Here is a 13,471-nt window from a genome sequence, read left to right as displayed (position 1 = left end):
TCCAGTTGTCCTTCTCAATATTGGAAGAACTCAATGATTTGTCGGTCTTTTTTGCTCTTGCCCGGCAGAGCTGTGAGGCGGAAGCGCCCTTTGCCCCGCACTGTGAACACATCAGATTCGTATACCGGCGCATGGGCGCTGGAAACGGGCAGATGGTTGATCTCTACCCTTCCCGCTGCCACAAGCTCTGCGGCCATGCCCCGGCTGCACCGCAGCATAGCGGCAAGTACGGCATCCAGACGCAGCGACGATACGGTCGCGGTCTGTAACCGGCGCTCTGCCTGCGCAAACTCCGGTACTTCGTCCAGCGCCAGCTGCTGAGCCGTCACCTCGGTGCGGCCCACACTGCGCAGCTCCTGACAGATAAGGGCTGCAGCAGGCTCCAGCGCGAACAGATAAGCGGTACCCGGCTCCTCCGGCGGCAGGACGATGTCGCCCAGCGCCTCACGGCGAAGCTCAAGTCCCATCAGACTGCCCAGATAATCCTTATGGACGGGCAGCTGCGCCCCGGCCAGCGCACGACACCTGAGCCGGACGCAGCAGACAGGGCTTGCAGGGTAACAGTCTTCCGGCTCGAGGCAGAGCACCCGGCGCTCGGCGTCGGGCCAGCCGCCCTCGAAGCGGCAACTTTCCTCCGGCGCACCGGCACGGTTGAGTGCCGCCTGCGCCAGCTGCTGTTCCCTGTCGCTCAGAAACGCCGAATAACGGGCGATGCCCCGGCCAAAAGCGGCGCGGGCCAGGTCCTCGACATGACGCATGAGGAAGCGTTCCTCATCGTTCTGCGCCGGGACGAAGCCCCGCACGGCACTTTGCTGGGTATCAATAGAACGCGCCATTGTTCTCCAGCTCGTCCAGCAGGTCGCCCATGATGTCAACATTGTAGGGAGTAATGATGAAGGTGCTGTTGGCCACCCGCTTGATCTGGCCGTTGTTGGCGTAGGCCACACCGGAGAGGAAGTCCACCAGACGGCGGGAAACTTCCTTGTTGGTGGATTCCAGATTCAGCACGACGGTGCGCTTGTTGTTCAGGTGGTCTGCAATCGTGCTGGCATCCTCGAAGTGCTCAGGCTTGACCAGAACGACCTTGAGCTGGGTGGTAGCATGGATGTTGACCACCTTGCCGTTCCGCTTGGGGGCTGCACCCTCTTCGGGCTCGTCCTCTTCCTCGTTGCCTGCGACGCCGAGACCGCTGTTGTTATTCACCATCTGAGGACCGTCGTCCATATACTGATCGTCGTAATCGTCCTCACTGCCGAAAAGCCCTTTTTTCAGGCTGTCCACAAAAGACATAGAAACTTGCTCCTTTCATTCGGGCAGCTCACGCTGCCTGGCACCCCTTTGTGAAAAAGAGTTGCTAATAGCTTTTTCTATTATCTGATTTTTTGCGTCAGATGTCAATAACTACAAAAGCTTTCCATCATACAAATTTTGTCCGGAGACGATGATCTCGTCGTAAAGGCGGACTTCGCTGACGGTTTTTGTCTTATCCGAGCTGCTGGGCATGACGATGCGGTACTCGCCGTCCGTCACCAGCGGATGGTCATTATCCACGGGGTCGATCTTGCAGAAACGGGCAAGATTGCCGTATTTGACATAGACGCCCGGGATGTAGTTCTCGCCCTGCGTCTCAGACTCGGTGCCGTCCTCTTTCAGGTAATGGATAGCGTCGATGGGGACGCGCAGGCCGGTGGTCTCGCCCACGATGATCTGGGCGCTGGCCCGGTTGAGCCGCAGCACATCACCGTTGATGATCTCGCAGGTGATGACGAAGCGGGCCAGACCGGTCGCTTCGTCGATGGTCACCTCGGAGACGGAGGCTTTGAGGGGCGTTTCCATCTGGCCGGGGAACTTTATCTTCACCGAGCGGGTCAGGGGCTTGCCGTTGTCGCCCAGCAGCTTCTCCCCTTCCTTGGCCGAACAGAGGCCGACATACCGCCACGCAAAGCCCGAGACGATCTTGCCCGCGCAGCCGTCCAGCGGCAGTTCGGGGTCAGAATTCAGATATGCCTGCAGGTCGGTGGTGTTCAGCGCGAGGATGTCGTCTGCCCCGGCGTTGAGCCGCCCGGTGGCAGAGCTGCGGATGAAGTAACCCGTCTGAGGGGCGGTGATCTGGGTCGGCTCTCCCAGCTGGGCCTGCACCTGCGCCGACTGCTCAGTGAGGGAGGCGATCTGGGCCGAGAAGTCCGAGACTTCACCCGTGATGACCCAGAGCTTGTTCTGAGCGAGGATGTAGTTTTCTTCGCCCTGGGCTGTCTCGTCGTAGGCAGAGCTGTCCAGCGCATCCATCATATCATAAAGCGCGGAAGCCCGCTCTTTTTTCAGAGAATCCAGCTGGGTGGCGGTGGTATTCTGAGAGCGCTGCAGAAGCTCGACCTGGTCGTTCAGGCTCGTGAGCTGCTGGCGGAGGCCCGCCTGCTCCGGGCTGCTGTAGATCTCCGCTACTGCAGCCCCCGCCGAGACGCGCTCGCCGTCGGCCGCGAGATAGCCCAGCGTTCCGCTGCCGGGAACATAGACCTCATCGAAGAGGAGAACTCCGTCGGCGTCCACCGTATCCGCCACGGTGGCAAGAAGTGCCGTCTCATAGGTGTTGGGCGGGAAGAGCACCTGCAGGGCCTGATAGCCCACATAGATGCCCGCCAGCACCACGACGGCGATGACGAAGCCTGCCAGCTTGCCCAAAGCGCTGGACGCGCCGGGATCAGAGCGTGGTCTATCCATCATAAAAGGTCACCCTTTCGCTAAAAATTCTTGGGTCAGCTGCACAGCCCGGGCTGTAACATCCGGCGCAGAGGCGTCCAGCCAGACCACGCCGTCCATATGGCGGAACCAGGTCAGCTGGCGCTTGGCGTAGTTGCGGGAGGCCTGCTTGAGCTTTTCGGTGCAGGCATCCAGCGGGGCCGTCCCCTCAAAATAGGAGAAGAGCTCCTTGTAGCCGATGGCCTGCGCTGCCGTGCGGTAGGTCTGGCGGTGGTCATAGACCAGCTTTGCCTCATCGAGGAGGCCGGCGTCCAGCATCTTGTCCACCCGCAGGTCGATGCGGCGGTAGAGCTGGGTGCGATCGGGAAAGTCCAGACCCAGCACCAGCGAACGATAGGGCCGCTCCGGCGGGAGTGACTGGGCTTTCTGCTCGCTCAGACGCTTGCCGGTGGCGCGGAAATGTTCCAGCGCCCGCAGGACCCGCACCTGATTGTTCGGATGGATGGCGGCGGCGGCTTCCGGGTCGGCAGCCTGCAGCTCTTTGTACATGGCCTCTGGGCCTTTTTCAGCCAGCTCAGCGGCCAGCTGTTCCCGCAGGCCGTCCGGCGTCTTCTCGGCGGCAAAGCGGACACCGTACAAAAAGCTCTGGACATAGAGGCCCGTGCCGCCCACGAGGATGGGCAGACGGCCCCGGGCGGAAATGTCAGCCTCGAGCGTTCCGGCCAACGTCACGAAATCCGCCACGCTGAAGAGCTCATCCGGCTCCAGAATATCCACCGCATGGTGCGGGACGCCGTGGGTCTCGTCGGGCGCGACCTTCGCCGTACCGACGTCTAATCCTTTATAGATCTGCATCGAGTCGGCGCTGATGACTTCGCCCTCGAAAGCTTCGGCCAGCGCCACGCCGAGAGCGGTCTTGCCGGTGGCAGTGGGGCCGACGACGGCCAGCACCGGATGCTTCTGATTTTTATCACACGATTCGGCCAAACTGCTTTTCCAGCTCCTTTCGGGTAAGTTTGAGAACGCAAGGGCGCCCATGGGGGCAGAAAGGCGGCACTTCGCCGGAAAGAATTTTTTCGGCCAGCGCCATCAGCTCCTGCGGCGAGGTGTGGTCGCCCGCCTTGATGGCGGCGCGGCAGGAGATGGAATGGAGCACCCACTCTGTCCGCTCGTTCAACGCGTCGCGGCTGCCGTGGGCCAGCTTTGCCGCCAGCTCGACCAACAGATCTTCGGCACTGCTCTGCTCCACATCAGCGGGGACCGAGCGCAGGCAGACCGAGCTGCCGCCAAAATCGCTCACCTCGAGGCCGGCGCTTTCCAGCAGATCGAGATTGGCCAGCAGAGCGGTCTTTTCCTCGGCGGAGAGCTCCACCACCAGCGGCTCCAGGAGAAGCTGACTGGGGACATCGCCGTAGTGGGCGGCCAGCTTCTCGAAGAGCTGGCGCTCATGGGCGGCGTGCTTGTCAATGATGCAGATCTCGTCGCCCCGCTCCGCGAGGATATAGGTGCGGAAGATCTCGCCCACATACCGCAGAGGCTCCGGGCCATCCTGAACGTCAAAGCCCAGCTGCTCCGGGGCTGCGCTCTGCTGAGGTTCATCCGAAGCCTCCGGCAGCGGCGGACGCTCCGGTTCTTCCGAGACAGGCTCCCACGCGGCCATGTGATCGCGAGTGACATCCGGCAGGTCGATGTCTGCCTCGATGTCCAGCTGTGACTCACTGGATGCAGCCCGGAAGGGCGGCGGCTCAAGGACACTTTCCTTCTGCGGCGGCTCAGGACTGTGAAGGGCAGCGTTCATCGGAAGAGGCTCGAAGGCCGCAACCGTTGTCCATGTGTGTTCCGATGCCGGCGCAGCCTTTTCCGGGGCTTTTACGGGCAGCGGGAGGATGTCCCGCTCCGGGGCAGAGGGCTGTGTCGTGCGGGGTGTCACAGACGCTGCCGGTGCCGCTGGGCGGAGAGGTTTTTCCTCCGGGTGCGGCAGGCTTCCCGGCTCTGCCTGACCCGAAATCACCGCCGAAAGTCCTGTAAAGTTATTGTTCTTTACAGCATTTTCTTCTTTATTTTCGCTATTTTCATGTTTGTTGGATACATTATTCTCTTTCTCACTGTCAAAGACGAACTGTCTCTCCCCTGTACCAGGCTGGCTCAGCGCCAGCTTGACAGCATGGTAGACGAGGTCGAAGATGTCGTTTTCCCGGGCAAAGCGGACTTCTGTTTTTGCCGGATGGACGTTGACATCCACAAGGTCGGCAGGCATCTCAAGAAGCAAGATCCCTCCAGGAAACTTGCCCTGCATCGTGGTACCCTTGAACGCCATCTCCATGCCCGCCATCATGGTGCGGTTGCGGACATATCGGCCATTGATATAGAAATACTGCATACTGCGGCTGGCGCGGCAGCTGCGGGGCTGGGTGATGAGCCCCCAGACCCGGTAAACACCCTCACGGTTATCAACCTCCACGAGGTCACGGCTGAACTCCCGGCCCAGCACGGCATAAGCCGCGCTGCGGAGCTGGCCGTCACCGGGGGTGACATACTGCAGTTTGCCTTCGCGGATGAACTTGAAGCTCACCTCGGGGTGGCTCAGGGCCACATGGCCCATGATGTCGGCCACGAAAGTACCCTCGCTGGAATCCTTTTTGAGGAATTTCATCCGGGCAGGAGTATTGAAAAAGAGGTCACAGACCCGGATGGTGGTGCCGACGCCTCGCGCACCCGGCTCGATGGGCTGCTCTTCCCCGCCCTCAATACGGTAGAGGGAAGCGCACTCGTCGGCCTCGGTGCGGGTGAGCACTTCGACGCGGGCCACGCTGGCGATAGAGGCCAACGCTTCGCCGCGGAAGCCCAGCGTGTGGATACTGGTGAGGTCGTCTTCCGTCCGAATCTTACTGGTGGCATGGCGGATGAAAGCCGTGGGGATGTATTTTGCCTCGATGCCGGTGCCGTTGTCGCTGATTTCAATCAGACGAACGCCGCCCGACTCGATCGAGACGGTGATTTGAGACGCACCGGCGTCGATGGAGTTTTCCAGAAGCTCCTTGACGACCGATGCGGGCCGCTCAACCACCTCACCGGCGGCAATAAGTTCTGCCGTGTGCTTGTCGAGAACGTGTATCTCTGCCATTCGTTTCCCTCCGTTTCAAATAAAATCAGCCATTCAGGCTGCCGCTCAGGGTCTTTTTCAGCTCATACAGGAAATTCAGTGCCTCGATGGGGGTCAGGGTCTCAACGTCCAATGCCTCGAGCTTTTCCATCATCTCGCTGGGGACGGCAGGCGAAGAATACTCCTGCAGGGCGTCGAAATCCATCTGCTCCACCTTGTTCTTCGGAGCAGACGCTTCCAGAGTGCGCAGCACCTCGTGGGCGCGGCGCGTCACGGTGCCGGGCAGACCGGCCAGCTTCGCCACCTCGATGCCGTAGCTGTCGTCGGCGGGGCCGCGAATGATGCGGCGGAGGAAAGTGATGTCCTCTCCCCTCTTTTTGACCGCGATGTTGTAGTTTTTGACGCCCTCGATGGCCCCTTCCAGGTCAGTCAGCTCGTGGTAATGGGTGGCGAAGAGGGTCTTGCAGCCGAGGCCCTTGGCCGGGTCGGAGATGTGCTCCACGACGGCCCGGGCGATGCTCATGCCGTCGAAAGTAGAGGTGCCGCGGCCAATTTCGTCCAGCACAACGAGGCTCTTGGGGGTGGCGTTCTTGAGAATTTCGGCCACCTCGGTCATCTCGACCATGAAGGTGGACTGGCCGGCGGCAAGGTCGTCCGATGCGCCGATGCGGGTAAAGATGGCATCCACGACGCCCACATGACAGCTGGACGCTGGGACGAAGGAGCCGATCTGTGCCATCAGGGCGATAAGGGCGTTCTGGCGCATATACGTCGATTTGCCTGCCATATTCGGGCCAGTGATGATGAGACAGCGGTCAGTGGTGCAGTTGAGCCTGGTATCGTTGGGGACGAAGAGGCTGCCTTTCAGCATCTGCTCGACCACCGGGTGGCGGCCCTCGGTGATGGTAAGCTCGTCGCTGTCATCCACCACAGGGCGGCAGTAGTTATTTTCAGCGGCCACCTGCGCCAGCGCCGCCAACACGTCCAGCTCGGCCACAGCATTTGCCGTCCGCTGGATGCGGTCGAGCTGACCGCCGATAGTTTCCAGCAGTTCCGAGAAGAGCCGGTGCTCCAGCGCAATGAGACGCTCATGCGCACCTAAAATCTTGCTTTCCAGCTCTTTCAGCTCCTGGGTGATATAGCGCTCACCGGAGGTGAGGGTCTGCTTGCGGATGTAGGTCTCGGGGACCATGGATTTATAGGAGTTGCTGACTTCGATGTAGTAGCCGAAGACGTGATTGTAACCAATTTTCAACTTGGGGATGCCGGTCTCCTGCCGCAGGCGCGTTTCCAGCTGAGCGAGGACGCCCTTGGTGTTGTCCCGGATGGAGCGCAGCTCGTCTACCTCGGGGTGGTAGCCTTTGGCGATGACGCCGCCGTCCTTGAGGGTGGAGGGCGCTTCCGGGTCGATGGCGGCGAGGATGGCCGTCTTCACATCGTCCAGCAGGTCGATTTGTCCCGCAAGCGCAGTCAACTCCGGGCAGCTGCAGCTCTCGGCCTGCGCCCGCAGTTCCGGCAGGCGCTCACAGGTCTGGGCCATCGTGTAGATCTCCTTGGGGGTGGCGGAGCCGTAGACCGCGCGGGTCATCAGGCGCTCGAGGTCGGCGATGTAGTGGAGCTGTTCGATCAAATCGCCCCGCTGCATGGTCTGGTTCACAAGGCTTTCCACCGCGTTGAGGCGGCGGTTGATGGCGGCGCTGGAAATGAGCGGCTGCTCGATCCAGCTGCGGAGCATCCGCTTGCCCATGGCGGTGCTGGTCTTGTCCAGCACCCAGAGCAGCGTTCCCCGCTTTTCGCGGCCCCGCAGCGTCTCGGTGAGCTCGAGGTTGGCCCGGGTGACCTGCGACAGCCGCATGAACTGGGCTTCATTATACGTGATGACCGTTTTCAGGCGCTCGACGCCTTTAATTTGCGTATCATGGAGATATTCCAGCAGCGCGGCCATTGCAAAGCGGACAAGGCCGTCTTCTGTGATACCGGTCTTTGCGGCCCAGTCGCGGCCAAACTGGTTCTCGAGGGAGATGGCCACGAGGCCCGGGGCGTACCGCTCCTCTTCCACCAGCTCGACGGCGCAGTTCATATTCTTTTTGATGTAGGCAGTGATTTCCCGGCAGTCCAGCAGGCCCGGATTCATCAGCACCTCGCTGGGGTTGTAGCGGCAGAGTTCCGCAATGACCGCCGGGGCGATCTTCTCCCGCTTGAGCTCTGTGATATGGGCCGTGCCGGTGGAAACGTCCGCGAAGCAGAGGCCTGCTGCGCCGCCTTTCAGGAAAACACTCGCAATGTAGTTGTTTTTGTCATCCTGAAGCATACTGCTCTCAATGACGGTGCCGGGCGTGACCACGCGGATGATGTCGCGCTTGACGAGGCCCTTGGCCTTTGCCGGGTCTTCCACCTGCTCACAGATGGCGACCTTATAGCCCTTCGAGATGAGGCGGGCCACATAGCCCTCGTAGCTGTGGAATGGTACGCCGCACATGGGCGCACGCTCTTCAAGGCCGCACTGCTTGCCCGTGAGGGTCAGATCCAACTCCCGCGAAGCTGTGAGCGCATCGTCGAAGAACATCTCGTAGAAGTCACCGATGCGGTAGAATAGAATCTCATCCTTATGTTGTTTTTTGATTTCCAGATATTGCTGCATCATGGGCGAAAGCTCTGCCATGACCGTTCACCTTCCTCCCCTAGTTGTCGGTTTGCCATCTAAAACCGCCTGTTGCAAGCAAAACGCGGCCCTGCATTGCACAGCCGCGTTTTGTGTTTCATGGTTTAAGCCTTAGTGGCAGCCGCCGCAGGTGGAGCAGCTACCGGTGCAGGAAGCGGAAGGCTCCTGCACGGTCATGGGGTCGCCGCCGTTCATTGCAGTGTTGATGATGGCGTCGATATAGTTCACGAGGGCCTCACAGTCGCGCTTTGCCTCGTTGTAGGCCACCATGCCGTCATCGGCCATAATCTTGCCGTAGAGGTCGTTCACCTTCTGGTTCAGCTCGGCGATGCGCTCATCGCTGCGCTCGGGCTTGCCGATCTCGTTGTTCAGGTCCATACGGGCCAGATTGAACTCACCGATGAGGTTCTGCAGTTCCTCGTCCTTGTCGTTCATCTTGCGGGCCTGGTCCATAGCCAGATAGCGGGAGTCGGTCTGAAGTGCCATGGCGGCACGCTTGAAAAGGTCGATGCAATCCATTGTAATAGTCTCCTTTTATCGTTCCTGTGTTATATATTAGGATGGTGTATCCAGAATATCATGATTCAACCAATTCGCCCAGCAGGACGGTGGCACGGGCGCCCGTGAGGCGCACCATCGCATAGCTGCCCATGAGGGCGGGGTCAGCCTTGAACTCGACGGTAAGGTTGTTGTCGAGACGGCCCGAGAGGGTGCCTTCATTGCGGCCATAGCCCTCCACGAGGACGCGGACGGTCTGGCCTACCTGAGCCTTCACGAGGGCCATTGCGATGTCGTCCTGAACTTTGAGCAGGCGGGTCATACGGTCGGTCTTCTCCTTGCGAGGGGTGGGGTCGGGCATATCTGCCGCCTTGGTGCCGGTGCGCTTGGAGTAGATGAAGGTGAACAGCTGCATATAGCCCACCTTCTGCACCAGCTCAAGGGTCTTCTGGAAGTCCTCTTCGGTCTCACCGGGGAAGCCCACGATGATGTCGCTGGAGAAGGTAATGCCGGGGACCTTCTTCCGGGCATACTCGATGAGTTCGAGGTAGTGCTCCACGGTATAGTGACGGTTCATCTGGACAAGCAGACGGTCAGATCCGCACTGCACCGGCAGATGCAGATGCTTGCAGATCTTCGGCTGGGCCGCGATGGTGTCGATGAGCTTGAAGCTGGCGTCCTTCGGGTGGCTGGTCATGAAACGGATGTGGTAGTCGCCCGGGACGGTGCAGAGCAGGTTGAGCAGGTCGGAGAAATCCACCTGCTCCTCGAGTCCCTTGCCGTAGCTGTTGACATTCTGGCCCAGAAGGGTGATTTCCTTATATCCTGCCTCCACGAGACTCTTGAACTCGGCGAGGATGTCGCCGGGCTTGCGGCTCTTTTCGCGGCCGCGGACGTAAGGCACGATGCAGTAGGTGCAGAAGTTGTCACAGCCATACATGATGGGCAGCCAGGCACGGAACTCGCTCTCACGGCGGATGGGGATATTCTCCACGATGACGGGGCGCTGAGCCGGCTCCATGAGCACCCGCTTGTGCTTCTGCAATTTCTGAGCGATGAGCTGGGGCAGCGTGTCGATGCCGTCCACACCGAACACGAGGTCCACGTAGGGGTAGCTCTGGCGCAGCTTTTCTACAACGTGCTTCTGGTTGGCCATGCAGCCGCAGAGGCCGATGATAAGGCCGTGCTTCTTCTCTTTCAGGCCCTTGAGAGCGCCCACGTTACCGAAAACACGCTGCTCGGCGTGCTCACGGACGGCGCAGGTGTTGAAAAGGATGAGGTCGGCGTCCTCAGGTTTGTCACACAGGCCGTAGCCGATGTCCATCAGCACACCCTTGATGCGCTCGCCGTCGTTGACATTCTGCTGGCAGCCGTAGCTGTGGACGAAGGCCAGCGGCGGGGTGTCATAGGCCAGCTTGACCAGCTCTGCCGCCGCGTTGTTATGTTCAAATGCTATGTACTCCAATGAAACCATCCTTCTCTGCCGCTGGGGACACACCTCCGGCAGCAGACATACTGATACTATAAAGAAAGCTCTTTATAGTATACCCTTTTTGGCCTTGGAGGGCAAGAGTTTATTTTTACTGAGCCTGCTTGCCGGCGCACGCCTCGCACAGGCCGAACAGCACCACGGCGCAGTCCTGCACGACGCCCTTCTGGTTGCGCACCAGCTTCATCACCTGCTTTTCGTCCACGTCAGCGTCCACGACGCCGCCGCAGCAGTTGCAGTAGAGGTGGCTGTGCCAGCCCAGAGTGTGGTCGAAGCGGTCAGCCTTGCCCGGGATGGAGACGCGGCGGACGCGGCCTGCATCTACGAGACTGTTGAGGTTGCGGTAGACGGTACCAAGGCTCAGGCCGGGACATTCCTTGGCTGCGAGGTCGAAAATCTCCTCGGCAGTAGGGTGGTCGCAGAGCTGCTCCACTTTCTGCAGTACCAGCTCGCGCTGTTTGGAATAACGCATGGTCTTTCTCCTTTTTATGATGGGGTGTGTATCGGGATAAAGGCCGGGTTCAGAGCTTGTCTTCCCCCTTGATCTTCGCCCAGTAGGCCCGGGCGGCCTGTTCGGTGCGGTTGTCGCCGAACGTATAGTATTTCACGTCCTTGAGCAGGTCGGGCAGATATTGCTGGTCCACCCAGTGGTTCTCATAGTCGTGGGCGTACTTGTAGTTCTGGCCCTTGACGGCAGCATCTTCGCCGTCAAAGTGCTTGTTCTGCAGCTGGCGCGGGATGGGGCCGGTACGCCCCGCCTGCACATCGGCGATGGCCGCATTGATGGCGTCGTGGGCGCTGTTGGATTTCGGGCTGGTTGCCACGAGAATGACGGCATCGGCCAGCGGGAGCCGGGCTTCCGGCAGACCCACCATGTTGGCTGCGTCCACTGCCGCCTTGACGATGGGGATGATCTGCGGGTATGCAAGGCCCACGTCCTCACAGGCGCAGACCATCAACCGGCGGCAGGCCGAGGGCAGGTCGCCCGCTTCCAGCAGACGGGCCAGGTAGTGGAGGGCGGCGTTGGGGTCGGAGCCGCGCATGGACTTCTGGTAGGCCGACACGATGTCGTAGTGGTCGTCGCCGTCCCGGTCGTACCGCATGGCCGTGCGGCGGGTGACCTGCTGTATCATCTCGAGGGTGATGTGCTTTCCGGTTCCGTCCACGGGGGCCGCCGTCACCACGAAATCGAGACAACCCAGCGCCTTGCGCAAGTCGCCGCCCGCACTCTCGGCGAGGTAGGCGCAGGCGTCCTCGTCCATCACGACAGGCTGTGATTCCGACTCCGAGAGCTTTTTCAGGGCGTTGCGGATGCCCCGCTCCACATCGGCGGCGGAGAGGGACTTGAACTCGAACACCGTACAGCGGGACAGCAGTGCATTATAGATGTAAAAGTAAGGGTTCTCGGTGGTGGATGCAATGAGGGTGACAGAACCGTCCTCGATGCACTCCAGAAGGCTCTGCTGCTGCTTTTTGTTGAGGTACTGTATCTCGTCGAGGTAGAGCAGGATGCCCCCTGCCCCGGCCAGCGTGCCAATGTCCTTCAGCACTGCTTTGATGTCACCGGTGCCGCAGGAAGTGCCGTTGAGCTTATGGAGGGTCATGCCGCTGTTCTCGGCGATGATGCGGGCAACGGTGGTCTTGCCCGTGCCGGAGGGGCCGTAGAAAATCATGTTGGGGATACGTCCGCTCTCGATGGTGCGGCGGAACACCTGTCCCTCGGCCAGAAGATGCTGCTGGCCGCAGACATCAGCCAGCGTTTTGGGGCGCAGACGCTGCGCCAGCGGTTCGTTCATGGGTCTTCCCTCCAAAAATGATCATGAGAATCCTTCTCTTTTATAGTATAGCGCATTTTGCACGCCGCGGCAAGAGAAATAATGAAAATGATTCTCAGATAAACGGCAAAGCATTTACAAATTTCGCAAAACATGATATGCTTGTGCCATTCCAATCAAGAAACGAGGGGAAACGTATGCGCGGAAAGAACGTCTCCGCCGAAGACCTGACGGCCAAAAAAGAGCTGGCTCTGGAGGTCATCCGGCGGCTCAAGGCGGAGTATCCCGACGCAGGCTGCACGCTGGACTACGACCACGCCTGGCAGCTGCTGGTGAGCGTCCGGCTGGCGGCCCAGTGTACCGACGCCCGGGTGAATATCGTGGTGCAGGACCTGTTTGCAAAATATCCGTCGGTGGCCGCGCTGGCCGAGGCAGAGCCCGAGGACATCGAAGCCATCGTCAAACCCTGCGGGCTGGGCCGCAGCAAGGCCCGGGACATCTCGGCCTGTATGCGGATGCTGCGGGACAAGTATGACTGCAAGGTACCTACGACCTTTGAGGAACTGCTGGCACTGCCCGGCGTGGGCCGCAAGAGTGCAAATCTCATCATGGGCGACGTGTTCGGCAAGCCCGCCATCGTCACCGACACCCACTGCATCCGCCTGTGCAACAAGATCGGCCTTGTGGACGGCATCAAGGAACCGCAGAAGGTGGAGATGGCGCTCTGGAAGATCGTCCCGCCCGAAGAGGGCAGTGATCTGTGCCACCGTTTCGTGATGCATGGCCGGGCCGTCTGCAATGCCCGGAAGCCGGAGTGCGAAAAATGCTGTCTTTCGGACATCTGCCGCTACGCGCGGGAGGAAGCATCCAACGTCTGATTTTACATATTTCAGGAGGTTTTTCTTATGTTTAGTTTTATCTTCAGCCTTCTCATCGGTGCGCTGGCCGGTTCCATTGCAGGCCGCATCATGGGCAGTGAGACCAGCGCCCTGCGCAACATCGTGCTGGGCATCCTGGGCAGCTTTGTGGGCGGCATCCTCTTCGGCCTCGTGGGTCTGTCCGCTACCGGCCTCGTGGGTGAGATCATCGTCTCGGTCATCGGAGCCTGTGTCTGCATCTGGGCTGGCCGCAAGCTGTTCAAGTAAGCAGTCCATCTTGAAAATGCCACAGCTTTCAGGGGTGAAAGCTGTGGTTTTTTCGTTTCAGACCGATGTCATTTTCTCTCGAACTATGCTATAATAGGGTTT

Annotated in this window: 12 protein-coding genes; 2 read left to right on the top strand and 10 right to left on the bottom strand. The window is 60.1% G+C overall.

What is annotated here, in order from left to right; genetic code table 11:
- Positions 1-14: 14 nt before the first annotated feature.
- From J3349_RS11070 to J3349_RS11025, 10 genes are all read right to left on the bottom strand, one after another.
- Positions 15-836: a YlmH/Sll1252 family protein gene (locus J3349_RS11070; RefSeq protein WP_158386948.1), complete on the bottom strand. Its 822-nt coding sequence runs from the start codon at positions 834-836 to the stop codon at positions 15-17.
- Entirely contained in the window at positions 820-1,290 is a 471-nt protein-coding gene (locus J3349_RS11065; RefSeq protein ID WP_158394452.1) for a cell division protein SepF, read from the bottom strand. The genes J3349_RS11070 and J3349_RS11065 overlap by 17 nt, the downstream gene beginning before the upstream one ends.
- 111 nt (positions 1,291-1,401) lie before the next feature.
- Positions 1,402-2,721 carry an HlyD family efflux transporter periplasmic adaptor subunit gene (locus J3349_RS11060; protein ID WP_207677450.1) on the bottom strand — a complete coding sequence of 440 codons (1,320 nt, stop codon included), beginning with the start codon at positions 2,719-2,721 and terminating at the stop codon, positions 1,402-1,404.
- A gap of 6 nt (positions 2,722-2,727) precedes the next feature.
- The gene (gene miaA / locus J3349_RS11055) at positions 2,728-3,684 is read right to left on the bottom strand and encodes a tRNA (adenosine(37)-N6)-dimethylallyltransferase MiaA (RefSeq protein ID WP_242699628.1); all 957 of its coding nucleotides are present in this window, start codon (positions 3,682-3,684) and stop codon (positions 2,728-2,730) included.
- The gene (gene mutL, locus J3349_RS11050; RefSeq protein ID WP_207677449.1) at positions 3,668-5,821 is read right to left on the bottom strand and encodes a DNA mismatch repair endonuclease MutL; all 2,154 of its coding nucleotides are present in this window, start codon (positions 5,819-5,821) and stop codon (positions 3,668-3,670) included. The genes miaA and mutL overlap by 17 nt, the downstream gene beginning before the upstream one ends.
- 25 nt (positions 5,822-5,846) lie before the next feature.
- Entirely contained in the window at positions 5,847-8,462 is a 2,616-nt protein-coding gene (gene mutS / locus J3349_RS11045; protein WP_207677448.1) for a DNA mismatch repair protein MutS, read from the bottom strand.
- 111 nt (positions 8,463-8,573) lie between these two features.
- The gene (locus J3349_RS11040) at positions 8,574-8,981 is read right to left on the bottom strand and encodes a YlbF family regulator (RefSeq protein WP_015564067.1); all 408 of its coding nucleotides are present in this window, start codon (positions 8,979-8,981) and stop codon (positions 8,574-8,576) included.
- A gap of 58 nt (positions 8,982-9,039) precedes the next feature.
- Positions 9,040-10,434: a tRNA (N6-isopentenyl adenosine(37)-C2)-methylthiotransferase MiaB gene (gene miaB / locus J3349_RS11035; RefSeq protein ID WP_207677447.1), complete on the bottom strand. Its 1,395-nt coding sequence runs from the start codon at positions 10,432-10,434 to the stop codon at positions 9,040-9,042.
- A gap of 106 nt (positions 10,435-10,540) precedes the next feature.
- Positions 10,541-10,921, bottom strand: coding sequence for a transcriptional repressor (locus J3349_RS11030; RefSeq protein WP_158394447.1), 381 nt, complete (start codon positions 10,919-10,921; stop codon positions 10,541-10,543).
- A gap of 49 nt (positions 10,922-10,970) precedes the next feature.
- Positions 10,971-12,245: a replication-associated recombination protein A gene (locus J3349_RS11025; protein WP_158394446.1), complete on the bottom strand. Its 1,275-nt coding sequence runs from the start codon at positions 12,243-12,245 to the stop codon at positions 10,971-10,973.
- Between the two features lie 176 nt (positions 12,246-12,421).
- Here J3349_RS11025 and nth point away from each other — a divergent pair, with 176 nt between their 5' ends.
- Positions 12,422-13,102, top strand: a complete 681-nt coding sequence (gene nth / locus J3349_RS11020) for an endonuclease III (protein WP_207677446.1) — start codon at positions 12,422-12,424, stop codon at positions 13,100-13,102.
- A gap of 27 nt (positions 13,103-13,129) precedes the next feature.
- A complete protein-coding gene (locus J3349_RS11015) occupies positions 13,130-13,369 on the top strand; it encodes a GlsB/YeaQ/YmgE family stress response membrane protein (protein WP_158394444.1) in 240 nt (79 codons plus the stop codon).
- Positions 13,370-13,471: the final 102 nt, after the last annotated feature.

The organism is Faecalibacterium sp. Marseille-P9590, assembly GCF_017377665.1.
Lineage (GTDB): Bacteria > Bacillota > Clostridia > Oscillospirales > Ruminococcaceae > Faecalibacterium.
Note: the sequence above shows the minus strand (reverse complement) of the source record. Positions and strands in the feature narration are given on the sequence as shown.

Bases quoted from the DNA above. Each gene is read 5' to 3' on its own strand.
- mutL (WP_207677449.1), bottom strand. From the start codon at position 5,821: ATGGCAGAGATACACGTTCTCGACAAGCACACGGCAGAACTTATTGCC.
- J3349_RS11015 (WP_158394444.1), top strand. From the start codon at position 13,130: ATGTTTAGTTTTATCTTCAGCCTTCTCATCGGTGCGCTGGCCGGTTCC.
- mutS (WP_207677448.1), bottom strand. From the start codon at position 8,462: ATGGCAGAGCTTTCGCCCATGATGCAGCAATATCTGGAAATCAAAAAA.
- J3349_RS11030 (WP_158394447.1), bottom strand. From the start codon at position 10,921: ATGCGTTATTCCAAACAGCGCGAGCTGGTACTGCAGAAAGTGGAGCAG.
- J3349_RS11070 (WP_158386948.1), bottom strand. From the start codon at position 836: ATGGCGCGTTCTATTGATACCCAGCAAAGTGCCGTGCGGGGCTTCGTC.
- J3349_RS11040 (WP_015564067.1), bottom strand. From the start codon at position 8,981: ATGGATTGCATCGACCTTTTCAAGCGTGCCGCCATGGCACTTCAGACC.
- J3349_RS11025 (WP_158394446.1), bottom strand. From the start codon at position 12,245: ATGAACGAACCGCTGGCGCAGCGTCTGCGCCCCAAAACGCTGGCTGAT.
- miaB (WP_207677447.1), bottom strand. From the start codon at position 10,434: ATGGTTTCATTGGAGTACATAGCATTTGAACATAACAACGCGGCGGCA.
- nth (WP_207677446.1), top strand. From the start codon at position 12,422: ATGCGCGGAAAGAACGTCTCCGCCGAAGACCTGACGGCCAAAAAAGAG.
- J3349_RS11060 (WP_207677450.1), bottom strand. From the start codon at position 2,721: ATGATGGATAGACCACGCTCTGATCCCGGCGCGTCCAGCGCTTTGGGC.
- J3349_RS11065 (WP_158394452.1), bottom strand. From the start codon at position 1,290: ATGTCTTTTGTGGACAGCCTGAAAAAAGGGCTTTTCGGCAGTGAGGAC.